Source organism: Flavobacterium sp. 83 (assembly GCF_000744835.1).
In the GTDB taxonomy this organism is placed as follows: domain Bacteria; phylum Bacteroidota; class Bacteroidia; order Flavobacteriales; family Flavobacteriaceae; genus Flavobacterium.
Genome location: NZ_JQMS01000001.1, coordinates 1,492,906 through 1,516,977, shown reverse-complemented (window position 1 = coordinate 1,516,977; position 24,072 = coordinate 1,492,906). Strand labels below are relative to the sequence as shown.

20 protein-coding genes and 1 tRNA gene are annotated in these 24,072 nt (G+C 32.5%); 5 read left to right on the top strand and 16 right to left on the bottom strand.

What is annotated here, in order from left to right; genetic code table 11:
* Positions 1-27 precede the first annotated feature (27 nt).
* Together T410_RS06685 and T410_RS06680 are read right to left on the bottom strand one after the other, a co-directional pair.
* The gene (locus T410_RS06685; protein WP_035669762.1) at positions 28-3,084 is read right to left on the bottom strand and encodes a TAT-variant-translocated molybdopterin oxidoreductase; all 3,057 of its coding nucleotides are present in this window, start codon (positions 3,082-3,084) and stop codon (positions 28-30) included.
* 29 nt (positions 3,085-3,113) lie between these two features.
* Complete coding sequence (locus T410_RS06680) at positions 3,114-4,448, bottom strand: c-type cytochrome (protein WP_035669760.1); 1,335 nt, start codon at positions 4,446-4,448, stop codon at positions 3,114-3,116.
* Between the two features lie 217 nt (positions 4,449-4,665).
* Between T410_RS06680 and T410_RS06675 the strand changes: the two genes are divergently transcribed.
* The gene (locus T410_RS06675) at positions 4,666-5,055 is read left to right on the top strand and encodes an SPOR domain-containing protein (RefSeq protein WP_035669758.1); all 390 of its coding nucleotides are present in this window, start codon (positions 4,666-4,668) and stop codon (positions 5,053-5,055) included.
* Positions 5,056-5,854: 799 nt separating this feature from the next.
* On the opposite strand, the gene T410_RS06665 is transcribed toward T410_RS06675, so the two are convergent.
* From T410_RS06665 to rimP, 6 genes are all read right to left on the bottom strand, one after another.
* Positions 5,855-6,499 carry a hypothetical protein gene (locus T410_RS06665; RefSeq protein WP_035669756.1) on the bottom strand — a complete coding sequence of 215 codons (645 nt, stop codon included), beginning with the start codon at positions 6,497-6,499 and terminating at the stop codon, positions 5,855-5,857.
* Positions 6,500-6,707: 208 nt separating this feature from the next.
* A complete protein-coding gene (locus tag T410_RS06660) occupies positions 6,708-6,941 on the bottom strand; it encodes a hypothetical protein (protein WP_035669754.1) in 234 nt (77 codons plus the stop codon).
* Between the two features lie 75 nt (positions 6,942-7,016).
* Positions 7,017-7,256 carry an RHS repeat-associated core domain-containing protein gene (locus T410_RS06655; RefSeq protein ID WP_035669752.1) on the bottom strand — a complete coding sequence of 80 codons (240 nt, stop codon included), beginning with the start codon at positions 7,254-7,256 and terminating at the stop codon, positions 7,017-7,019.
* Positions 7,257-7,368: 112 nt separating this feature from the next.
* The gene (gene infB, locus T410_RS06650; RefSeq protein ID WP_035669749.1) at positions 7,369-10,260 is read right to left on the bottom strand and encodes a translation initiation factor IF-2; all 2,892 of its coding nucleotides are present in this window, start codon (positions 10,258-10,260) and stop codon (positions 7,369-7,371) included.
* A 112-nt stretch (positions 10,261-10,372) separates the two neighbouring features.
* Positions 10,373-11,626 (bottom strand): transcription termination factor NusA, encoded by a 1,254-nt coding sequence (gene nusA / locus T410_RS06645; RefSeq protein ID WP_035669747.1) that lies wholly within the window; start codon positions 11,624-11,626, stop codon positions 10,373-10,375.
* A gap of 13 nt (positions 11,627-11,639) precedes the next feature.
* Entirely contained in the window at positions 11,640-12,104 is a 465-nt protein-coding gene (rimP, locus tag T410_RS06640; protein WP_035674199.1) for a ribosome assembly cofactor RimP, read from the bottom strand.
* Positions 12,105-12,385: 281 nt separating this feature from the next.
* Between rimP and T410_RS17330 the strand changes: the two genes are divergently transcribed.
* Both T410_RS17330 and T410_RS17325 read left to right on the top strand, forming a co-directional pair.
* Positions 12,386-12,559 carry a hypothetical protein gene (locus tag T410_RS17330; RefSeq protein ID WP_369793016.1) on the top strand — a complete coding sequence of 58 codons (174 nt, stop codon included), beginning with the start codon at positions 12,386-12,388 and terminating at the stop codon, positions 12,557-12,559.
* A gap of 321 nt (positions 12,560-12,880) precedes the next feature.
* Positions 12,881-13,105, top strand: coding sequence for a universal stress protein (locus T410_RS17325; RefSeq protein ID WP_369793015.1), 225 nt, complete (start codon positions 12,881-12,883; stop codon positions 13,103-13,105).
* A 104-nt stretch (positions 13,106-13,209) separates the two neighbouring features.
* Here the strand turns inward: T410_RS17325 and T410_RS06630 are convergent.
* Positions 13,210-13,280: transfer RNA gene (locus T410_RS06630), tRNA-Gln, on the bottom strand.
* A 252-nt stretch (positions 13,281-13,532) separates the two neighbouring features.
* Between T410_RS06630 and T410_RS06625 the strand changes: the two genes are divergently transcribed.
* Together T410_RS06625 and T410_RS06620 are read left to right on the top strand one after the other, a co-directional pair.
* Entirely contained in the window at positions 13,533-16,808 is a 3,276-nt protein-coding gene (locus tag T410_RS06625; protein WP_035669745.1) for a DUF2723 domain-containing protein, read from the top strand.
* Positions 16,809-16,880: 72 nt separating this feature from the next.
* Complete coding sequence (locus T410_RS06620) at positions 16,881-17,525, top strand: polysaccharide deacetylase family protein (protein WP_035669743.1); 645 nt, start codon at positions 16,881-16,883, stop codon at positions 17,523-17,525.
* A 12-nt stretch (positions 17,526-17,537) separates the two neighbouring features.
* Here the strand turns inward: T410_RS06620 and T410_RS06615 are convergent, their stop codons facing one another.
* From T410_RS06615 to T410_RS06590, 7 genes are all read right to left on the bottom strand, one after another.
* Positions 17,538-17,834: a co-chaperone YbbN gene (locus T410_RS06615; RefSeq protein WP_035669740.1), complete on the bottom strand. Its 297-nt coding sequence runs from the start codon at positions 17,832-17,834 to the stop codon at positions 17,538-17,540.
* Between the two features lie 74 nt (positions 17,835-17,908).
* A complete protein-coding gene (locus T410_RS06610; protein WP_035669737.1) occupies positions 17,909-19,144 on the bottom strand; it encodes a metallophosphoesterase in 1,236 nt (411 codons plus the stop codon).
* 219 nt (positions 19,145-19,363) lie between these two features.
* Complete coding sequence (locus T410_RS17035; protein ID WP_193743729.1) at positions 19,364-19,540, bottom strand: hypothetical protein; 177 nt, start codon at positions 19,538-19,540, stop codon at positions 19,364-19,366.
* Positions 19,541-19,644: 104 nt separating this feature from the next.
* Complete coding sequence (locus tag T410_RS06605) at positions 19,645-20,979, bottom strand: HAMP domain-containing sensor histidine kinase (protein ID WP_238567349.1); 1,335 nt, start codon at positions 20,977-20,979, stop codon at positions 19,645-19,647.
* A 3-nt stretch (positions 20,980-20,982) separates the two neighbouring features.
* A complete protein-coding gene (locus T410_RS06600) occupies positions 20,983-21,657 on the bottom strand; it encodes a response regulator transcription factor (protein WP_035669734.1) in 675 nt (224 codons plus the stop codon).
* Positions 21,658-21,857: 200 nt separating this feature from the next.
* Positions 21,858-22,046: a hypothetical protein gene (locus tag T410_RS06595; RefSeq protein WP_035669731.1), complete on the bottom strand. Its 189-nt coding sequence runs from the start codon at positions 22,044-22,046 to the stop codon at positions 21,858-21,860.
* A 193-nt stretch (positions 22,047-22,239) separates the two neighbouring features.
* Entirely contained in the window at positions 22,240-23,763 is a 1,524-nt protein-coding gene (locus tag T410_RS06590; protein ID WP_035669728.1) for a hypothetical protein, read from the bottom strand.
* Between the last annotated feature and the right edge of the window lie 309 nt (positions 23,764-24,072).

The following is a 24,072-nucleotide window of genomic DNA, read 5'->3' as shown; positions in this document are numbered from 1 at the left end:
TTGATTCTTAATTAATTATTTTTTGTACTAGGTATTTCTAACTTTAACATGATAAATCACATTTGGTTTTGTTCCAACGTGCTCTAATAAATGATACATTCTTTCATCTTCAGCTAATTTAGTAACTTTAGATTCTTTATCATTTACATCTCCAAAAATCATTGCTCCAGTAGAACAAGCATTTGAACAAGCCGTTTGAAATTCTCCATCAACGATTACTCTTCCCTCTCTTTTTGCATTTAAAATTGTAGCTTGTGTCATTTGAATACACATAGAACATTTTTCCATAACTCCACGAGAACGAACATTTACATCTGGATTTAACACCATACGTCCTAAATCGTCATTCATATGATAATCGAATTCACTGTTTTTGTTATACAAGAACCAGTTAAAACGACGTACTTTATAAGGACAGTTATTAGCACAGTAACGAGTACCAACACATCTGTTATAAGCCATTTGATTCTGACCTTGACGACCATGTGAAGTAGCTGCAACTGGACAAACAGTTTCACAAGGAGCATGATTACAGTGTTGACACATTACCGGTTGGAAAGAAACCTGAGGATTATCACCTGCTTTCTCCATTTCATTAAAAGTAGATAATGAACTTGATAAACCTGCAATATTTTCTTTTCTTTCATTATCTCCTGCAAATGTACTTTCAGAAGAATAATATCTGTCAATACGCAACCAGTGCATATCACGACTTCTTCTAATTTCAGCTTTCCCAACAACTGGAACGTTGTTTTCCGCATGACAAGCAATTACACAAGCACCACAACCAGTACAAGCATTCAAATCGATAGAAAGATTAAAGTGATGTCCTGTAGAACGATCAAATGAATCCCATAAATCTACTTTTGTAGCTTCAACTTCTTTGTGATCCAAAGATACCATTGGTTGTTCATTCCAGAACTCAGCATCTTTAGTATTAAAAATTTCTAAAGTGGTTTCTTTAATAATATCACCTCTTCCCATCAAAGTTTTTTGACCTTGAACACAAGCAAATTCATGCTCACCGTCAGCCTTAACCAACGTTACAGATTGAACATCATTAAAACCTTTATATAATGAGTAAGCATTTAAACCTACTTGCATTTCTTCTTTCAAAGCCGCTTTACGACCATAACCTAAAGCTAAACCAATTGTACCAACAGCTTGACCTGGCTGAACGATTACTGGTACATTTTCTAATTTCAAACCATCAGTAGTTGTAATAGTAGCATAACTACCGTTCAAACCACCATTCGCTACGATTTCATTAGACAAAGCATACTTTTTAGCATCTGCATTCGAAACAGTCAAATAATTATCCCAAGAAACTCTTGTCATTGGATCTGGCAATTCTTGCAACCAAGGGTTGTTCGCTTGCTGACCATCTCCCAATCCAGTTTTTGTATACAAAACCAATTCAAATCCTTCAGAAGCTTTTGATCGAGCCAAAGCATTAGCCGCAGCACTATAATCAGCAGACGATGCAGAAGAAGCTGGAATAGCTCCAACAAAAACACCATCATGCAACACTTTATTCCAAGTAGAACCCGAAACAATTCCTGAAGCATTTCCTTTTAAATAATCGTAAAAAGTTCCGCCAACACCATTCAATGACAATAAAACGTCTTGAAATTGTTTGGTATCAAATAATGGACGAATAGTTGGCTGAGTAATACTGTAAGTACCTTTTGTCAAACTTAAATCACCCCATGACTCTAAATAATGTGGAGCCGCAGCAGCTATTGTAGTAAGCAAAGCAGTTTCATCTTCTTTTAAAGAAAAAGTGACTGAAGTTTTAACTTTTTTCAAACCTTCAACAAATGATTTACTATCTGCTAAAGTATAAACAGGATTAACACCACTCATAATCAAAGTATGAATGCTTCCCGCTTTCATTTCTTTAACTAATTGAGTAACTTTTTCGTTTGATCCTTTTCTTATTTGTCTTGTTCCTGAAGTATTAAAAGCTTCGCTTGCCAATACTTGATTGATAGCCAAAACTAATAATTGAGCATTTTTATCTTGAATACCCGAAACTAAAACTCCTTTTGAACCAGCAGCTTTTAATTGCTGAGCAGATTTATTAACCTCAGATTTAAATTTATCCTCTAAACTAACCGCCACAGAAGAGCCAGTTATAACATTATATATATGAATTAATGCTTGCTTTTGATTTGCAGTTGACATTGCCAAACGCTTATCAGCAGCAGCACCAGACAAAGTCATATTTGATTCTAATTGAAAATGACGAGACATTTTTCCGTTTTTTGGAATTCTGCCTTGTGCATAACCCGAGTCATACCCCCCACCTTGCCAGTCTCCAAGAAAATCTGCACCAACAGAAACTATTAGAGATGCTTTTGAAAAATCGTAATCAACTAAAGCCCTTTCACCATAAACCACTTCAAAAGCATCTAAAGCTTCAGAAGAAGAGACAGCATCATAAACAACATGTTTAGTATTTGGATTTTTACCAATGAATTCAGCAATCAACTTTTCAGTTGACGGACTTGCCAATGTATTTGTTAAAAGTACAATTTGACCACCCTTAGCTTTTGCATCAGCTAAACTTAACTTAATAGCAGAATCAACGGCCGACCAAGTTGAAGTTTTACCTTCAACTTTAGGCTCTTTTAAACGCATACTATCGTACAATGACAATATAGATGCATGAATTCTAGCATTAGCACTAAATTTTGCTCCAGCAATAGTATTATTATCTATTTTAATAGGACGCCCTTCACGTGTTTTTACCAAAAGATTTGCAAAATCGAAACCATCAAAAACCGAGGTTGCATAATAATCAGCTACTCCAGGAATGATTTGTTCTGGCTGAAGCACATAAGGTATCGACTTATGAACAGGACCTTCACAAGCTGCAAGTGTAGCTGCTGCAGTACTAAACCCAACGTACTTTAAAAAATCACGACGTGTTGTTGACGAAGATGACAAAGCATCATTATTTCCTAAAAATTCATCAGTAGGAATTTCTTCAACAAATTCGTTATTTTTAAGCGCCTCAACAATAGAACTATTTTCGTCTAGTTCTTCAACACTTTTCCAGTATTTTTTGTTTGATGACATATATAAATATTAAAATCTTAATAATTTGATTAATAGTGGCATTTACCACATTCTAAACCTCCCATTTGCGCCGCAGTCAATTTGTCTACACCGTATTTTTTAGAAAGTTCCTCATGAATCTTGGTATAATATTCATTGCCCTCCATTTTAACTTCTGTTTTTCTGTGACAATTGATACACCACCCCATTGTAAGAGGAGAAAATTGTTTCATTATTTCATAAGTTTGAACAGGTCCATGACAAGTTTGACATTCAATACCTGCTACAGTAACGTGTTGTGAGTGATTGAAATAAACAAAATCAGGCAAATTATGAATACGAATCCATTTAACAGGCTCTGTTTTACCGGTGTATTTTTGAGTAGATTGATCCCAACCAACTGCTTTATATAATTTTTGAATTTCCCCGTCATAAAAAGCCTTAGTATGATCTGGAGTCGCTGTTGTATCAGAAACCTCTGCAATGTTTTTATGGCAATTCATACAAACATTTAGGGAAGGAATTCCAGAATGTTTACTAACTCTAGCAGAAGAGTGACAATATTTACAATTTATCCCATTACTACCAGCATGTATTCTGTGTGAATAATGAATTGGTTGTATCGGTTCGTAATTTTGATCGACACCTACTTGCATCAAGAAAGAATACACAAAATAAGCCCCAGACAATAACAAAAAGATAGAAGTCACCAATACTAAAAATTGATTTCTAGCAAATGCTTTCCAAATAGGAGTAGTTGGAGTTTTTGGAGTTACTTCAATACCATTAGCCTTAGCAACTTTAGTTAAAACATTGTTTACTAAAAACAACATGACAACCAACATAGCCATAACCAAACCAAGAGCGCCTAATATAATATTATTAGACAAACCACTTTCAGCAGCAGGAGCACCTGGGACAGCAGCAGCACCAGCCACAACCGGAGTCTCAGCTTTTGGCTCTGAGGTGTAAGCTATAATATTATCAATATCTGTTGTTGCTAGTTGCGGAAAAGCAGTCATTACAGATTTGTTGTTCTCTTCAAAAAGTTTTACCGCAGCGGCATCACCAGATTTAATTAGGTCAGAACTATTATGAACCCACTTGTAAATCCAAGCCATTTCATGTTTTGCAGACACACCTCGCAACATAGGACCAGTTGCTTTAGCATCAAGCTTGTGACACGCAGCACAATTTGCATTAAAAAGCTCTTTCCCTTTTACAGGATCACCACCTTGACTTGCAACAGCCACATCTGGTGTTGCAGCCGGTAAAGCCGCAGGAGCCGCAGTTTGCGCAAATGAATTTAAGGAGAAAATTACCGCTAGCCCTAAGCCTAAATATAATTTCCTTGAGATCGAATTATGGTTACCCACCTTTTTCATATTATAAATGATTATCTACTAAAATTGGTACGATTTTTTCTATTAACAATAATTAGAAAAAACAATACATTCTTTTAAAACTTCGACAAAAATACGACTTAAGAACTATTCTCAAAACCTTAAAATAGTCTTAAATTCAATTTATATTAATTCTAAATAATATTTATTATTTCGTTTCATTCATTAAATAGTATTTTTGCATAAAAACTATCACATTATGAGAATTTTAACACCCCAAAAAGCTTTTTTTTACGCTGTCACTTTGTGCCTTACTAGTAGCTATATAAATGCGCAAGATCAAAATATCACGATAAATCAAGACCCTAAATTTGAACAATTACTAAATGAAAAAAGAAAAACAAACATTTCTAACACTGTAAATGACCGATATAAAGTTCAAATATTTAGCGGCGATAGCGAAAAAGCGAAAAACACATTAAACGAATTCAAACAAGAGTTTGGCGATATGGAAGGAACAATAGTATTCAATACACCCAATTATAAAGTTTGGGTTGGAAATTTTAAAACTCGAATTGAAGCTGAACGTAATTTAATTGACATTCGAAAAAAATACAAAAATATATTTTTGATAAAGCCAAATAAATAAAAAATAGCTTGCATAAATTAAATAAACGTTTATTTTCGATAAAAATCACTTCGATAAGCTTCATGGATAGATCTAAAAAAAGAACACATATAATACATCTTCTTGAAGTGAATAGAATAATAATCAGGATTTAGCCAAGTTAACCCTATTAAAAAACCGAGCAAATTGCTCTGTTTTTTGCTTTGTTCTCATTTACAGACACAGAATAAAAAGCTACACTACCCAAAACATAGTATTAATTACAAATCTACTACGTGGGTTTTTATAAAAAAAACAATTAAATATAAAAAACAGCAGTTCTATATTTTAAAGTTATTGTCGTTTGTTATCCTCATTACGAACGCTACGATTTGTCTTTACTATTTAAGTAGGCACTCGTTGTAGAATGCACCAGCGGGCGACTTAATCGCAGATGAACTGCAAAAAATGGATCAACTATTTAATTTGACTACTGAACAAATTATTAATTATAATGGTAAAATTCCAACCGAAGTAATTATTGAAGATAAAACAACCGTTTAACAAATGAGACTTATCCAGCAACTAGAAGAAATTGACAAACGAACCATCTTTAAACTCATTGATAAGATGCTCACCAATAAAAAATTCAAAGACTTTTTCGCTAAAAATACAGCAGCTCTATAAAACAAGAAAACCTCGCAAAATTACGGGTTTTTTATTGACTTGACTTGTTTTGTTTGCTCAACTTTGCGGGCACAGATTACAAATCTGCGCTATCGTTGCCGACATATTCGAACCATCAGGAATGACTTTAATATTTAAAATTGATTATTATGATTTACCAAATTATGCTCCAATAAATAACTGTCTTTTTAGTTTTATTTATTGCCACACCCTTTGAGAATCCATTTTCCCATCCCTTCGGCATTTGTGGATTTGGTTCTAAATCAAATTTTTTATAAAAATTACACGATTCTGCATTTAAAACATAAATTTGGAAATTTTCATCTTTCCAGAAATCTAGATTATTTGCAATCGAAAAATCAATAAAATTTAAAATCGGCAATAGCTTTTTATAACATGGCTTATCAATCAAGGAAGAGTCTTTTATTTCTACCATTTCAAGACTATCCTTTGTTCTGATAGTTTCGAATCTATTTACTACTAGTAGACACAAATCCTTGTTTGTATAAACACTTTTATTTTTCTGAATAATTTTTTTCTCTAAATCTTTTATACTATTTGAGGACAAATTATATTCAAATAAGAACAATCCAACATCATTTTTTTCAGAATTCGTATTAGAAACTGTTAAGTTGTCAGTTGAATTTAACGCATTGTGAAAATGGTTAACCAAAGTAGAATCAAATTGACTTTTAAATGTTAAAAATCTTTGATTTGTTACATTATTAAAAGTTTTTTTATCACTACAAACGTTAAAAGCGATAATTAGTGATATTAGGAATACATTAAATTTCATCATTTTTTTATTGCTTCAATTAAACCTTTAGCTACTTGAAGTAAATTATCTACTATTTTTATACCTGAAGCATAATCTGTATGCTTATTGCCGTAATATTCAGCTGTCATTGCATTTTCCTATCCTGCTAGTTTTGTTAAACTATATGTAGTACTTCTTGAAGAACTCCATGAACTTTGTCCACTTGTTTCTCCTAAAACTTTCTTCTCATTCATTTGCTCTGATTTAGCATACGTAATTTTGTATCGCCTATTTGTTTCATATCAGTATTTGTAGGTGTTATTTTCTCTTCTCCCATAGCACCTCCACTAACAAATTCTCTTTCTTTTATGGTTACTTTCTCTGCTTTTTCATAACCTCGATTTTCCATAAAATCCTCAGGATTTTCAACAACATTAGCACCTAAATCTCTAATATTATTTGCTCTTTCATCATTACCAAACATATTGTCTGCACCTAATCTATCATAATTCTTAGCATCGCCAGCACCTATTTTATCTGCAGTTGCTTACGTTAATTTTCATTGCCCTTCAACCTGTTCGACTGCTGGAGTTTTATTATTGACAAACCAATCTGGTGGTGGTGTCGCCATCATTCCATCAGAGTCAATAAAATATACAGGATTATTAAGAGCATAGGTATAGGCAGAAAACCTTCTTGAAGTTTCTGCTAACGGGTCAATATTCATCCATCTACCTAAAACAGGGTCATAATTCCTTGTGCCATAGTCGTAGAAGTTAAGCCCCAGTTCGTCTTGCAATTCCTTCCCGTTGTACTTATACTTTTAAACAAAACTTAAAAAACCATTATAACTAGCACAAAAAAATCCCGACGAATCGGGATTTTATATTAAAAAATTAATGTATTAAATACTATTTTAATTTCTTTTTGATAGCTACTTCATGATACGATTCAATAATATCTCTTTCTTCGATATCATTATAACCTTTCACTTGAATACCACAATCGTAACCTTTGGCTACTTCTCTTACATCATCTTTAAATCGTTTCAATGCTAACAGTTCACCTGTAAACACAACTACACCTTCTCTGATGATTCTCATTTTGGCATTTTTAACAATTTTACCATCCATAACCATACTTCCAGCAATAGAACCCACTTTAGAAATTTTAAAAATCTCTCTAATTTCAGCAGTTCCAAGAATTTCTTCTTTCATCTCTGGCGCTAACATTCCTTCCATTGCATCTTTCAAGTCATCAATAGCTGCGTAGATAATAGAATAATAGCGGATATCGATTTCTTCTTTGTCCGCCAATTGTCTAGCATTTCCAGCAGGACGAACATTAAATCCGATAATAATAGCATCAGAAGCAGAAGCCAACATAACATCAGTCTCCGTAATTGCTCCAACACCTTTATGTATAATATTGATTTGAATTTCTTCAGTAGATAATTTTGAGAACGAATCTGACAAGGCTTCAACTGAACCATCCACGTCACCTTTAAGAATTATGTTTAATTCTTTAAATTGACCTAATGCAATTCTACGTCCAATTTCATCTAATGTAATATGTCTTTGCGTACGAACAGATTGTTCACGCATCAATTGAGAACGTTTTGAAGCAATTTGTTTCGCCTCTTTTTCATCTTCAAAGATATTGAATTTATCACCTGCCGTAGCCGCACCATCAAGACCTAAAACTGATACTGGAGTCGAAGGACCCGCAACAGTGACAATATTACCTCTCTCATCATGCATGGCTTTAATTTTACCATGATGCTTTCCAGCCAACATATAATCCCCAATTTTAAGAGTTCCATGTTGAACTAATATTGTAGAAACATATCCTTTTCCTTTATCCAAGAAAGCCTCAACAACAGTTCCTTGTGCAGCTTTATTTGGATTTGATTTCAGATCTAATAATTCTGCTTCCAATAATACTTTCTCTAATAATTCTTTGACACCAGTACCTACTTTTGCAGAAATATCATGCGATTGAATTTTCCCACCCCAGTCTTCTACCAATAAATTCATACCTGCTAATCTTTCTTTTACTTTTTCAGGATTAGCATTTGGCTTATCAATTTTATTGATAGCAAATATTATTGGAACTCCTGCAGCTTGAGCATGAGAAATCGCCTCTTTTGTTTGTGGCATGATATCGTCATCAGCTGCAATTACAATAATAGCAATATCCGTAACTTGAGCACCACGCGCACGCATCGCAGTAAATGCTTCGTGACCCGGTGTATCTAAAAATGCAATTTTTTGGCCATTATCTAATGTTACTCCGTAGGCACCAATATGCTGTGTAATTCCACCCGACTCACCAGCAATAACATTTTCTTTACGAATATAATCAAGTAAAGATGTTTTACCATGATCGACGTGACCCATTACAGTAACAATAGGCGCTCTAAAGACTAAATCTTCTTCTTTATCAGCAACTACTTGAATTGCTTCTTCAATATCAACAGTTATAAACTCAACTTCGTAACCAAATTCATCAGCTACAATAGTCAAAGTTTCAGCATCAAGACGTTGATTCATGGTAACCATGATTCCAAGTGACATACAAGTTCCAATAACTTTAGTAATTGGCACATCCATCATAATAGCAATTTCACCTACAGTAACAAACTCCGTAACTTTAATAGTTTTACTTCCTTCGTCCAAAGCTCTTTGCTCATCATCAGATTTCTGACGGTGCGTATCTCTTTTATCTCTTCTGTATTTAGCCGCTTTTGATTTACCACCTTTTCCTTGCAGTTTCTCTAAAGTCTCTCTAATTTGATTTTTTACTTCCTCTTCCGTAGGCTCAACTTTTGCGACAATTGCAGGTCTGTTTCCTTTCACAAAACCAGGCCTTGCACTTCTATTAGCGTTAAAACCACCAGCATTAGGAATGATTTTGTTTGGATTTGGCGCTCCAGGAACTCCAGGAACAGCAGGTGGCCTTGGAGTACCTGGTTTTGGAGCAATTCTTTTGCGTTTATTTTTATTTGCATTATTAGCTCCTATAGCTCCAGGCGCACCCGGCTTGTTTGGAGTAATTTTAGGCTCTTCTTTTTTCTTCTTAGGCTTATTGAATTGAGATAAGTCAATTATCTGGCCTGTTAAAGTAGTACCTGATAATTTTTGATATTGAGTCGTTATAGTTTCATCAACTGGAGCTTCTTCAACTTTTTCAACTTTTACAGGTTCAGAAACAACCTCTTTTACAGGCTCTTTCTTTACTTCTTTTATTCCAACAATAGGTTTAACTTCTTTTCTGTCTGAAACAAGTTTGTCTTGTGAAAGTTCTTTCTGAACTGGCTCTTTTTGAATAGCTTCAACAATAGCAGGTTTTTCAACCGAGACCGGAACTTTAACTACAGGAGTTTCGATTTTTTCAACAACCTTAACTGGAGGAGTAGGAACAACTGCTGATCTTTTTGGATTGAGATCTATTTTTCCAACCTGAACCGGTCCAGCTAAAACAGCTCTCGCTTTGATAACTTCTTGTTGTTTTAGTCGTTCTTCGTCTTGCTTGCGCTTGTCTTCGATTTCTTTCTCTCGTTCCAATCGTAAAGCTTCTTTTTCTTTTCTTTTCTCTTCCCCTACTTCTTTTGAAGCCTCCTTATTCCCTTTGTCACCAGCAAACTGACCGCACAAGACATTGTATACATCATCAGAAATTTTTGTGTTTGGATTTGCTTCAATAGCAATTCCCTTATCTTTTAGATAATCCACAGCTCTTTCTAAAGAAATATTCAATTCCCTTAAAACTTTGTTTATTCTAATAATTCTCTCTTCAGACATAAAACCTTTTTATTATTACCTTTTTTGTTATTCCTCACTTTACTCCCAACTCGACACCTACCGAGCAAGAATTAATTGTAAAATGGCATGTTTATCGTTGAAGACACATTAACTAACTGTCAAATTCTTCTTTCAATATTCTCATTACATCCAGAATAGTTTCCTCTTCCAGGTCTGTTCTTCTTACTAAATCTTCTACATCTTGTTTCAAGATACTTTTCGCAGTATCTAAACCAATTTTTGCAAATTCTTCGATAACCCAGTCTTCAATTTCATCTGAAAACTCAGTTAATTCAACATCATCATCATCTGAAGTTGAACCAGCAATATCACCCTCACGAATAACATCTAATTCATAACCAGTCAATAACCCTGCTAATTTAATATTATGCCCACCTCTACCAATAGCTTTAGAAACTTCCTCCAGCTTTAAGAACACTTCTGCTCTTTTTGTGTCTTCATTAATTTTGATAGAAGAAACTTTAGCCGGACTTAACGCTCTAGTTATAAACAATTGAATATTACTGGTATAATTGATTACGTCAATATTTTCATTTCCTAATTCACGAACAATTCCGTGAATACGAGAACCTTTCATACCTACACAAGCTCCAACAGGATCAATTCTGTCATCATAAGAATCTACGGCTACTTTTGCTTTTTCACCCGGAATTCTTACCACTTTTTTAACCATAATTAAACCGTCAAAAACTTCCGGAATTTCTTGTTCAAATAATTTCTCTAAAAACTTCTCAGAAGTTCTAGACATAATAATTTGAGGTTTATTTCCTTTTAGTTCAACGCTTTCTATTATTCCTCTAACATTATCTCCTTTACGAAAAAAGTCAGAAGGTATTTGTTTTTCTTTAGGCAAAATGATTTCATTTCCTTCATCATCGACCAAAATCACAACTCTTGGACGCACATGGTGCACTTCAGCAGTATAGATATCACCTATTAAATCTTTAAATTGCTTATAAAGATTTGTATTATCATGTTCATGAATTTTTGAAATTAAATTTTGGCGTAAAGCTAAAATAGCTCTTCTACCCAAATCAATTAATTTCACTTCTTCGGAAACCTCTTCACCAATTTCAAAATCAGGTTCTATTTTTCTAGCCTCTGTCAAAGTAATTTCAAGGTGGTCAAAATCTAAATCTTCATCCGCAACGATCACTCTTCTTTGCCATATCTCCATATCTCCTTTATCAGGATTTATAATAATATCGAAATTATCATCTGAACCGTATTTTTTTTTCAATGCATTTCTAAATACATCTTCTAAAATTGCCATAAGCGTTACACGATCAATAAGTTTATCATCTTTAAACTCTGAGAATGAATCGATTAATGCTAAATTTTCCATGCGAATTCTTTAATTAAAATGTTACTGTAACGATTGCTTCTTTTACATCGGCGTAGGACAGTTTTAGTTCTTTTTGAACTGTCTCTTTTCCTTTTCCTATTTTTTTAGGTTCTCTAGCTTTCCAAGACAAAACTACAAAATCATCATTAGCTTCCACTAATTCTGCTTCAATTATTTCTGTACCAGTCTTCACAATTAATGTGCGCCCTATATTTTTCTTGTATTGTCTTACTAATTTCAGCGGCGAACCAACCCCTACCGAAGCTACTTCTAAAGAGTAATCTTGCTCCTCACGATCCAAGTTATTATCTATAAAACGACTCACATCGATACAGTCCTGAAGCGCGACTCCTTTATCACCATCCAAATTCACAATAACCTTAAAAGCATCAGTGATAATAAGGTCTATCAAAAAATTTGATGACTTTTCTGAAAGACATTCTGTCAATAACGAATTTACTTTTTCTTTAAATGTCATATTTTTATAAAAAGAGGGGACATTTAGTCCCCTCATTATCTAGATTTTAATAAATAACGGTGCAAATATAGTGTTTTTTTTTATTAATTAAAATAAACGACCGCTGTTAAAATATTTCTTATAGTTAATACAGCATAAAATACCAGTTTTACATGACTTAAAACTTATTGATTATGAAGCGATTTTTAGCACCAACCGATTTTTCAGAGCACGCTGAATACGCATTAAAAGCCGCCGCATAAATTGCCAAAAAAAATAATTATGAGATATTCCTACTTCATATGCTAGAATTACTAAGTCAAATAGGCGAAACTATTTCAGGCGTAAGCAGCATTCCTGAAGTACTGTTATTCATAAAAAAAGCAAATGAAACCTTTCAAAAAATCAAGGAACAACCTTCTTTAAACGGCATCTCAGTCAGTGAAAGAGTACATTTTGAAAGAGGTCTCAAATGACATACTATCGTTCAGCAAAAAAAAATAAAATTGATTTAATAATCATGAGGTCTCATGACTCATCAGGAATTGAAGAGATACTCATAGGATTGAAGACTGAGAAAGTAGTCTGCCGTCCATACATACCTATTTTTAGCCATTAAAAAAGATATTGACAAATTTGAAGTTAGAAACTTTGTTTTCGCTTCTGACTTTTCACAAGAAATAAAAAAACCTTTCAAAAAAATACTAGAATTCACTAAAATCTTCAATGCAAATCTATTTTTAGTAATGATTTGCACTCCTAACAGTTTCAAAACCACTTTAATTTCCGAAAAAATAATGAAAGAATTTATTACCAACTTTACTACCAACAACTACTCCTTACATATTTTTTACGATAGTAATATAGAAAAGGGCATTCTTAATTTATCAAATTCAGTAAATGCGGATTTAATAGGTCTTTGTACGCATGACAGAACTGGACTAGCACATTTTTTCAACGGCAGCATCAGTGAAGACTTGATAAACCACACCACAAAACCAGTAATTACTTTTAAGATTTAATTCTCAACCCTTTTTAATACTTTAAATTAAATCCCTAAAAATCACATTAGATTTTTTCAAAAAAATCCATAAAAAAAGCCTCTCAAAAATTGAGAGGCTTTACGTTGGTCTACAAGGACTCGAACCTTGAAAGACTGCACCAAAAACAGTTGTGTTACCATTACACCATAGACCAGCATTGCTTTGCTATTGCTTAGCGAGTGCAAATTTAGAACAAATTTTAATTTGCACAAATTTTTTATCGCTTTTTATTGAAAAAAATTTTCACCGCGAACAGAAATAGCCTGTTGATTTTTCAAAAACGCTAGAAACCAAACCATTAGTTTCCAATATTTGTTTTTTAGAAATTTTTGTTAATGCTCGCATCATTACATAAAAAAACATTTTCTTTGTATCTCAAAATTTAACTACAATTTAGCACTGAAATATGGCAACATTTAATTTCAATAAATGGAATACGATTATAGGTTGGTTTACATTTGGAATCGCATTAGTAACATATACACTTACCGTTGAACCCACAATGAGTTTTTGGGATTGTGGAGAATATATTGCCACAGCTGCAAAATTAGAAGTAGGACATCCACCCGGAGCCCCTTTATTTCAAATGATGGGTGCCTTTTTTGCAATGTTTGCTTCAGATGACAAACATATTGCTTTGATGGTTAATATGGTGTCTGTTTTTTCAAGCGCATTTACCATACTTTTCATGTATTGGTCCTCTACGATGCTATTAAAAAAACTAATTTCAAGATTTTCTGAAAATGAAAAAAACAATGACATTGTTGTTTTAGGTAGTGCTTTTGTAGGTGCATTAGCTTATACTTTTTCCGATAGTTTTTGGTTTAATGCAGTTGAAGCCGAAGTTTATGCGATGGCTTCCTTATTCATCGCATTGTTGTTTTGGTTAGGTTTACGTTGGGAACAAGATATGGAAACTCCTAGAGGAAATAAGTGGCTATTGATTATTTCATTAGTTGTTGGGCTTTCGTTCGGAGTACACTTCATGGCTTTATTAACAATTCCAGCCATTGGTTTTCTTTATTTTTTTAAGCATTATAAAGTTGTTACCGTCAAAAATTTTATTATTGCAAATGTTGTCGTAATTGCAATATTGCTTTTTATATTCAAATTATTACTACCATTAACAATGGCTTTTTTTGGAAAAACCGAAGTTTTTATGGTAAACGACATGGGAATGCCTTTTGATTCAGGAACTATTTTTGTAGCCTTACTTTTTATTGCTTTCTTTTATTTTGGCCTAAAATATACCAAACAAAAAGGGTTCATATTTTACAATACCATCATATTATGCATTTTATTTATTTTGATAGGATTCTCTACTTGGATGATGTTACCTATCAGAGCGAATGCCAATACGGTAATTAACGAAAACAAACCTTCGGATGCAGCAGAAGTTCTAGCGTATTACAATAGAGAACAATATGGGGTAAACCCTTTGTTTTACGGAGCTCAGTATACAGAAACTTTTGCTGGACTAGATAAAAAAAATCCTTACCTAGACAAAGCTCCAAACTATGAAAGAGATTATAAAACGGGCAAATATCTTATCACAAATAATTACAAAAATGCCGAACAAAATAGCGACGACAATCAAAAAACTATTTTACCCAGAATGTGGAGTTCGGAGCATGTAGCGAATTACATGAATTTCACAAATCCGCCACAATTTAAAATTAATCCTGATTATCCCTATGAAGATGATTTAGCAAAATACGGAATTGACCCTAGTAAATTAACAGAAGAAGAGTACAACAAAGCCATTGCGCAGTTGAAAAATGAAGTCGAAAAAACAGTTGCCGAATTTAGACAAGCTTATGCTCAAAAACAAATTGACAATGACGGCTATGTTTCTTTCTTAAAAAGTTACGGAGATTACCTGATTATAGAAAAACCAACAACGGCAGACAATTTCAGCTTCATGTTTGAATATCAATTTGGCTACATGTACTGGAGATATTTGATGTGGAACTTTGTAGGACGCCAAAGCGATGTTCAAGGAAAATACGACAATTTAGATGGAAATTGGATTAGCGGAATCAAATTTATTGATGATTTACATTTAGGTTCTCAAGATAATTTACCTTCAGATGTATTAAACAATAAGGGAAGAAATGTTTATTTCTTTTTACCCTTTATACTTGGACTTATTGGTTTAATGTATCATGCGAATAAAGACCTAAAGAGTTTTTACGTCTTGTTAGCTCTATTTCTATTTACAGGAATAGCACTGAAAATTTACTTAAACGAAAGACCTTTTGAACCTAGAGAAAGAGATTATGCATTAGTAGGTTCGTTCTATGTTTTTGCTATCTGGATAGGATTTGGTGTCTATGCGCTATACGAAAGTGCACAGAAATATTTGGCCCCAAAAATAGCCGGCCCCGTACTTATAGCATCCTGCTTATTAACAGCTCCAGTCTTAATGGCATCTCAAAACTGGGACGATCATGACCGCTCTAATAGATACACTGCAGTTGCGATGGCAAAAGCATATTTAAACTCATGCGATAAAGATGCGATATTATTTACCATTGGCGATAATGATACATTCCCGCTTTGGTATGCTCAAGAAATAGAAAAAGTGAGAACCGATGTAAAAATTGTAAACACGAGTCTTTTCATGACCGATTGGTATATTGACCAAATGAAAACTAAAACATACGAGTCAGACCCTTTGCCGATATCATTTGTCCACGACGAATATGTAGGTGACAAACTGGATTACGTAGCACATATCCCAAAAGTGGAAACCAGATGGGAAATAAAAGATTTTATCAATTTTATTAAAAATCCAAAATCTACTGTTGAAATGCAAAATGGTCAAACCATTCATTTTTATCCAACAAATAAAATACGAATTCCTATTGACAAAAACACTATTATCAACAACAAGGTGGTTTCTGCAAAATACAACGATTCTATCGTCCCTTATATAGACATAGACATCAAAGGAAATGCTCTATACAAAAACAGATTGATGATGCTTGATATTGTAGCCAATAACAATTGGAAAAGACCAATTTATTTTAGTGGTGGCGCATTTGATGACGAAGATTACATCTGGATGAAGAATTATCTTCAATTAGACGGAATGGTTTACAAGTTAGTTCCTTTAAGAACTAAACTAAACAAAGATGACAACCAGATGGAAATGGGACAAATTGATGCAGACAAAATGTATGCAAATGTTATGCAATGGGACTGGGGAAATAGTGAAAGTCCAACTATATATCATGACCCGGAAACCAGAAGAAATAGTATCACTTACCGAATGAATCTTGCCCGATTAATGAATCAATTAATCGCCGAAGGAAAGAATGACAAGGCTAAAAACATTATCGATTTAGCCATGACAAAAATGCCTTTGGACAAATTTGGTTATTATTCGTTAGTAGAGCCTTTTGCAAAAGGATATTATAATATTGGAGAGAAAGCAAAAGCTCAGGATCTTCTTGAAAGACTAATGACGAAATACAAAGAGAACCTTAATTATTATATCCATTTAAAACCTGTAGATCAGACTGGTATTGCAATTGACATCATAACAGATATCGAGCGCTATAGAGGATTACTTCATGTGATGAAAGAAAGTGGTGACTCCGCTTTTTACAATAAAAACAAAATAATTTTCAACACATATATCAAAATGTTTGAACGTTTTGGTCGCGAGAAAGAATAAAATAAGACTATCAGAAACTATAGCGATATTGAAAAATATCGCTATTTTTTTTTACTTTTAAAAGAAAAGAAAATGAAACTTCATTGGATAAAAACGAATTGGATTATAAAAAAATTATTCGCAAATTACACGTGGGACCTACCTAACAATGAAAAGAAAATATATCTCAGCTTTGACGACGGTCCTATTCCGGAAATCACGGAATGGGTTTTGGAAGAATTAAAAAAAAGCAAAGCAAAAGCGACTTTTTTTTGTATTGGTGATAACATTGAAAAACATCCCGAAATATTCAAAAAAGTAATCGCTGAAGGCCATTCAATTGGAAATCATACATTCAATCATCTTAATGGGTGGAAAACTACTAGCGAGATCTATATAGAGAATTTTAAAAAATGTGAAGAAGTAATTAGCCGATTCCCTGCACAAAAAATAAGATCTAAAATTTTTCGCCCACCTTACGGCAAAATAAAAACAGCACAATCTAAACAAATACGTAAACTAGACTACAAGATAATAATGTGGGATGTCCTAAGCGCAGATTTTGACCAAAACTTATCTAAAGAAGAATGTTTAGAAAACGTTTTATACAATATACAATCAGGAAGTATAATTGTATTCCATGACAGTCTTAAAGCATTTAAAAACTTAGAATATGTGCTTCCGAGGACTTTAGCTTATCTAGAAAAAAATAATTTTATTTGTGATATTATAGAATAAAAAAAGTAATTATTAAAATTGTTCCTGAACAATACTAATAATAGTGTTAGCATCTAACTCTCCGGATTGTCTCCAGATCATTAAACCTTCTTTATAAATCATAAGTGTAGGAAGACCTTTTATTCGAAGTGCTTCGGCTAATTCTTGATTTTTATCAACGTCAATCTTAATCACTTTTGCTTTATCACCAAGAGCAGCAGCAACATCTCTAATTACAGGATGCATTGAAACAGAAGATTCGTTCCAATCCGTATAAAAATCAATCAACACAGGAATTTGTGCGTTTATAAGTTCTCCAAATTTTGACATAAAACCAAAAATTTAATTTCCTAAATCTACTAAAAAAAAGATAATTATTCTACAAATGTAACATTTTAAACGAATTAAGCCACATCCTTGCCTTTTTTTAGTTCGATGACAGTGATTTCAGGCATTATTCCGACTCTACCCGGATAAGCATGAAAACCAAAACCTCTATTCACATAGACATATCGACCTAAATTTTCATATAAACCGGCCCACTGAGTGTATACATATTGCGCTAAACTCCATTTGAAATAACCTGGAATTTCAATCCCAAATTGCATTCCATGAGTGTGTCCAGATAATGTAAGATGGAAGTTTTTCTCATGATGCTGCACTTCGTAGTCCCAATGTGAAGGATCATGACTCATCAAAATTTTGAAATCTTCTTTATTTACATACTGTGATGCTTTATTGATATCACCCGCTTTCTTAAAATTTTGCCCCCAATTTTCCACACCAATCAGTGCAATTTTATCATTCCCTTTTTTGATAAAAGTATGCTCATTCAACATTAATTTAAAACCAATTTGCCCGTATAGATTTTTTATGTCTTGAAAATTTTTTTCTTTAGCCGCATCAGTTGGCCAAGTTACATATTCGCCATAATCATGATTCCCTAAAACTGAATATTTTCCATACTCGTGTTTTTTTATTCGGTTGAATGTTTCTATCCAAGGATGCATTTCTTTGGCATCTGTATTTACAATATCTCCGGTAAACAAAATCATATCTGAATTTTGCTCATTTACTAAATCTATTGCATAATTTATTTTTTCAGGATTATCAAAGCTGCCACTATGAACGTCAGATATTTGAGTAATCGTAAAACCATCAAAAGCATCAGGCAAATCTGGAAAAAAGATTCGTTGTTTGATTACTTTATAATTGTACTTACCAACGGTCACACCATATATTAAAGATAAAAAAGGAACTGCAGCCAACCCTAATCCAATCTGACTTACAAATTTTCTTCTAGAGGCTAAAAAAGTCACATTATCATTATTCTCAATAAAATAGTTTACTGATCCTGCTCCAATTCTAAAGATATCTTCTCCAAGTAATACGAGCGCTAAAACCATTTTTGGAACATACACTAGAAGCACTAAACCCATAGTAAACATTGTTTGCTTGGTCTGCCCTACTGAACGGTCAAATTGCATGAATGAATAAATAATAAATACTAATAGCAGAAAACTAATAATCTGATAACACACCAAAACCCACTTTACCTTTATTAAGGTTCGCAATGCTTGAAATGCATAAAGCTCAATAATAAGAAGTACAAAACACAATAACAGTATGCGAAGAATCATTTTATAATATTTTATACAAAATAACAAATTAAGAAAATACTTTTAGTTTTTATTAATCAAAATTTAACTAAAATCGCATCAAATATATCATTGCATCCCTTTTTTACAAAAAAAGCTGATAAATAAATTTATCAGCTCATCTTCAATTAAAAAAATCTTTAACAACTACCTTTTATAACCTATCTAAACAATTTAAAAAAGCAAAACAATAGTAATTAATTATTTTTTAGCTTTTGCAGGTTCGGCTTTAGCTGCTTCTACTTTTTTAGCTTTTTTTTCTGTTTTTTTAGTAGCTTTAACTTCTTTAGCAGGAGTTGTTTTTGCCGGAGCAGTTTGAGCGTTTACCATTACTGTAGTTCCTAAAACCATTGCAGCTAACATCAATACTTTTTTCATGATTGTGAATTTTATTATTAATAATTTGATTTATTTATAGACCAAATGTATTACCGCTAAATGAAGATTTAATGAAGATTCAGTACTTAGATAAATTTTAACTATTAATTATGTTTTTCATTATTGGCAAAACACAAACAAAATGTTGTCCCTTCATTAATTCTTGAAGTAACTTCTATTTTTATATGATGAAAAAGAGCAATACTATCAGCAATAGCAAGGCCTAAACCATTTCCTTCTTCATTAGCATCAATTCTAGAAAATCTATTGAATATCTGATCTTTTTGATTTTCATTCATTCCAATTCCAGTATCAGAAACTGACAAAAAATAATTAGAATCTAAAAATCCATCTATAATGGTAATGTTTCCGTTTTTTTTATTGTATTTAATAGCATTTACGATCAAATTATATAAAAGAATGTGAATTAGAGTTTTATTCCCAATAAAATGAAAATCATATTGAAGATTCATCGTAAAAGTCAATCTTTTTTCATCCATACGATCTTTCAAATCTTGATATAAATCAGTAATTAATTCTCCTAAATTTATGGTTTCATTAGACTCGTATTGATGGTTTTCAATTCTTGAAATAAGCAATAAATTATTGATTACTTTCTTGAGCATATCTAATATTTTTAAAGAATTTGCAATTTTATCAATAGCACTATCGTTTAGTGAATCATTCTGAAGTAAGTTTTCAAATTTGTTTTTTAATAATGCAATTGGGGTTAAAAGTTCATGAGAAACATTGGCAATAAATTGTTTCTCTTTCTTAAAAAGTTCACTTATCCGATTCATCATTTGATTCAAAACCATATCCAATTCCTGAAAATCTGCAGAATGAGAGTTTATAGGGGTATGATCAAACGTATCCGGTTCATTTACCCGACGGATTTTAGTATCGATAATTTTATAGAAAGGCTTCAATAGGTATTCTATATAAAAAGTATCTATCAAAAAAGTAACTAATAGAATAATAACAAGTACGATTAACACAAAAAATCGAATCGTAAAAGTTAGTTCCTCTACTTCACTCAGACTATTGCCTATTTCAAGCTGATAAGGCATTTTTTCATAAAGGAATTGGTATTGTAAAATTCTGTAGTCACCTTTTTCCTCCTCAATTATTCTAGGTTCATTGATAAAAACAGTTTTATCTATTTCGGAATTTATTGGCAATCTGGATAATTGCAAAAATTCATTATGTAATGTAGAAAAGCTTGCGTAGGTTTCCATTGAGTCATTTCTAACAATGAAATCATTGATTTCTTTCTTATCTAAATGTTCAATGAATTTTTGCTTTTTTTCTAATAAACTTTTATTAATATGCTTGTAAACTACTTTTTCAACCAAAATAGGTAACATCATCCATAAAACCAAAATTACAAGTAATCTGGTTATCGCATTGAAGATTGTTAATTGGTGTTTTATTTTCATAAATCAATCGTTTATCCGGTAACCAACACTTCTTACGGTCTCAAACCATTCAATAGGAGCATACTTTTCTAGTTTCTTACGCAAATTCCGTACATGCACATCAATAAAATTCGAATCAGAATTAACCTCAAGGATGTCACCCCAAATATGTTCTGTTAATTGTAATCTGGTAATTACTCGATTTTTATTTAAAACTAAATATTGAAATATATCAAATTCTTTTTTTGTGAGTTTAACTTGAATTCCATCACAATGCACTTTATAATCTTGAAGCTGTAAACTAAAGTCATGTATCTCTAAATCATTAACAACAAAACCGTGTATGCGTCTGATGATAGCAAATAAACGCGCGCCTAATTCTGTCAAAGCAAAAGGTTTTGTAAGATAATCGTCTGCCCCAAGCTGTAATCCATTAATTCTATCATCGAGTTCGCCACGAGCCGTCAATATTATGACTGCCATTTTAGATTGTATTTTCCGAACCGTTTTTAAAATCTCAAATCCGCTTCCATCAGGCAATCCTAGATCCAATAACATAATATCATAATCATTACTGCTAATTTCCTCTAATGCTGTGGCACAGTTTTTAGCAATTTTACAAACATAGCCACTCGTGGAAAGAAAATCTTTCAACTCAATAGCTAATTCAGCATTGTCTTCTACGATAAGAATATTCATAAATGATTTGTGTAGTAAAACTATTTAAAGTAACAAATAATGTAAATGTAACTGTTTTAATAGTTATAAATTTAACTGAAAGTTGGTAATAAAAAAAAGCTGATAAATTTATTTACCAGCTTTTTCAACAATTAACCCTTTTGTTTTGCCATCTTGGCAATTCATTTTACATTACTCAGAAAGCAAAACAAAAATGTTGATTATTTTTTTGCTTTAGACGTTTCTTTTGCTATAACAGCCGCTTTTTTCTCCGCTCTAGCTTTTTTGTGTTTTGAATGTTTTTCCATTCTCACTTCTTTGGCAGGACCTGTTTTTGCTGGAGTTGTTTTAGCATTTACCATAACACTTGTCCCTAACATAATTGCAACTAACATCAATACTTTTTTCATTTTTTCTAAATTTAATATTAATAATTTGTTATTTATAGATCAAATGTACTAGTGATAAATGAAGAAAAAATGAAGATTTGCTTGCCTAGGAAAATTTAACTTTTAATTAGATTTTAGAGCTTTATTAGAATTAAAAAAGACTTCACTTTTAATTAAAAAGTGAAGTCTTAAAATTATAAATACGCATTGGTTTTTATTTTATAGACAAATTCAACGAATACACATCCAAATTTATTTTTGTACCTGTATTTAGTCTTTTCACATGAACTTCTAGTGACTCATTATAATTTAAAGCAACTGTTCCCGTAACAGGAAAAGATTGAACATAACCGCTATTGGTATCAATATAAGTCTCTGTTTCTGGCAGAGGTACAACAGTAGTACCATTAGTTGAAATTTTTGCGATATAAAAAACATAGGTCGCATTTGTTCCACTAGTCACTTCAGCAAATGAAATCGAGGTATTTACCTGAAAAGTTCTCGTTTTTTTACCTACATATGTCAATCTTCCGCTAACATCTGATTTAACCCTAAATAAATTAGAAACACTTGTTGCATTAGTATTCACTTTATAATCTGTATTTTGAGCAGTTGCGGTAGTTCTTGTTGAAGAAGTGTTGTTACTATCATATAAAAAACCCGTAGCAAATGCATCTCCTTCATTTGGCACTCCTGCAGATCTAATTGCCCATCTATTATCAAAGTTATAACCAGTGTAACTACCAGTTGTATACCCTTTTATATATAGCCCAGTTGTAAGAGTTCCCGTAAAAACAACTGATTCTACTACTGCATCCCCTGTAATTGTTGGATTACTGGAAACATCAAGACCAACAACCGCACCATAAACTTCACTAAATCCTCCTGTTTTTTCAACTAAACCAAAAGTTCCTTGAAATGTTTCATAGGTTCCTGAATTATTTCCAAACCAAGCGGCATTACTAAGCAAGACTTTACTAATATCTTTATATACAATCCCAGTTGTATTCCCTAAATACTGAACAATACTTACAAAAGCTAATGCGAAATTTTCTATCTTACCTATATTAGAAGAACTTGCAATAATACAATCCCTCAAAACTAAACTTTGAGTTTGTGTTCCAGCCGCGATTGATCCTGTTCCAGTAACATTAAAAACATTCCCGCTTGTTGCTGTCAAAGTTAGTATCTTAATGGAACCTCCTGTTGTTCCTGTAAAAAGATCGCCTGACGCCTTAACTAATTTATCTTCCCCAGCATCCATACCAACAATATAAGAATTATTCAATTCAATTGGTAGATCAACATTAATAATGCCATTAATTTCATACAACGTATTTGCATCTAGCAGATATTTAGTACTTCCACCTGCTGTTTTTTCTGCAGCTAAAACTGTAGCTAAAACATCCGTAGATTTAATACGCTTGAACTTCAATCGCCCATCTTTATCTCCATATATTTTATTCCATAATGAGGCTGAAGAATCATAATATTGCAGCGCTTTGATATCCGTATCATAAACCATCAAACCATTTGCAGGGCTAACAATAGATGTCCTTTGCGCAGTTGTCATCCTTGGCGCTAACATCCCTTGGGTAGTAGAGCTTATATCTAAAACTGAACTCGCATCTGGCGTAACAGTTCCAATCCCAACTTGGGCAAACATACTTGTCGTTATTATCATGAAAAATAATAGACAGGCTGGCAATACCTTTTTAGAAGCGTAATTTTTTTTCATAATAAACAAATTAAAAGATTAAATATAAAGAATAACACGAGGACCTTATTCTGTACAATAAAGTTATAAAATATATCGTTTAAAAGCATAATTTAACCGATTAAATACATGATTTTTATTATTTTATATTTAAAATCATACAAATAATAAAATCTATTATAAAAAATTACTACTAATTAATATTGAAATTATTTTCACTCAAAATCAGTCCACTAAATAAATTTTAGTTAAAAAATTTGTTTAACATACTGATTTTGAAATACCCAACATAAGAATATGATTTCCAAGAAATATTCAAAACCCTCTTCT

Bases quoted from the DNA above. Each gene is read 5' to 3' on its own strand.
- T410_RS06685 (WP_035669762.1), bottom strand. From the start codon at position 3,084: ATGTCATCAAACAAAAAATACTGGAAAAGTGTTGAAGAACTAGACGAA.
- T410_RS06680 (WP_035669760.1), bottom strand. From the start codon at position 4,448: ATGAAAAAGGTGGGTAACCATAATTCGATCTCAAGGAAATTATATTTA.
- T410_RS06675 (WP_035669758.1), top strand. From the start codon at position 4,666: ATGAGAATTTTAACACCCCAAAAAGCTTTTTTTTACGCTGTCACTTTG.
- T410_RS06665 (WP_035669756.1), bottom strand. From the start codon at position 6,499: ATGATGAAATTTAATGTATTCCTAATATCACTAATTATCGCTTTTAAC.
- T410_RS06660 (WP_035669754.1), bottom strand. From the start codon at position 6,941: ATGTTTGGTAATGATGAAAGAGCAAATAATATTAGAGATTTAGGTGCT.
- infB (WP_035669749.1), bottom strand. From the start codon at position 10,260: ATGTCTGAAGAGAGAATTATTAGAATAAACAAAGTTTTAAGGGAATTG.
- nusA (WP_035669747.1), bottom strand. From the start codon at position 11,626: ATGGAAAATTTAGCATTAATCGATTCATTCTCAGAGTTTAAAGATGAT.
- rimP (WP_035674199.1), bottom strand. From the start codon at position 12,104: ATGACATTTAAAGAAAAAGTAAATTCGTTATTGACAGAATGTCTTTCA.
- T410_RS17330 (WP_369793016.1), top strand. From the start codon at position 12,386: ATGCTAGAATTACTAAGTCAAATAGGCGAAACTATTTCAGGCGTAAGC.
- T410_RS17325 (WP_369793015.1), top strand. From the start codon at position 12,881: ATGAAAGAATTTATTACCAACTTTACTACCAACAACTACTCCTTACAT.
- T410_RS06625 (WP_035669745.1), top strand. From the start codon at position 13,533: ATGGCAACATTTAATTTCAATAAATGGAATACGATTATAGGTTGGTTT.
- T410_RS06620 (WP_035669743.1), top strand. From the start codon at position 16,881: ATGAAACTTCATTGGATAAAAACGAATTGGATTATAAAAAAATTATTC.
- T410_RS06615 (WP_035669740.1), bottom strand. From the start codon at position 17,834: ATGTCAAAATTTGGAGAACTTATAAACGCACAAATTCCTGTGTTGATT.
- T410_RS06610 (WP_035669737.1), bottom strand. From the start codon at position 19,144: ATGATTCTTCGCATACTGTTATTGTGTTTTGTACTTCTTATTATTGAG.
- T410_RS17035 (WP_193743729.1), bottom strand. From the start codon at position 19,540: ATGAAAAAAGTATTGATGTTAGCTGCAATGGTTTTAGGAACTACAGTA.
- T410_RS06605 (WP_238567349.1), bottom strand. From the start codon at position 20,979: ATGAAAATAAAACACCAATTAACAATCTTCAATGCGATAACCAGATTA.
- T410_RS06600 (WP_035669734.1), bottom strand. From the start codon at position 21,657: ATGAATATTCTTATCGTAGAAGACAATGCTGAATTAGCTATTGAGTTG.
- T410_RS06595 (WP_035669731.1), bottom strand. From the start codon at position 22,046: ATGAAAAAAGTATTGATGTTAGTTGCAATTATGTTAGGGACAAGTGTT.
- T410_RS06590 (WP_035669728.1), bottom strand. From the start codon at position 23,763: ATGAAAAAAAATTACGCTTCTAAAAAGGTATTGCCAGCCTGTCTATTA.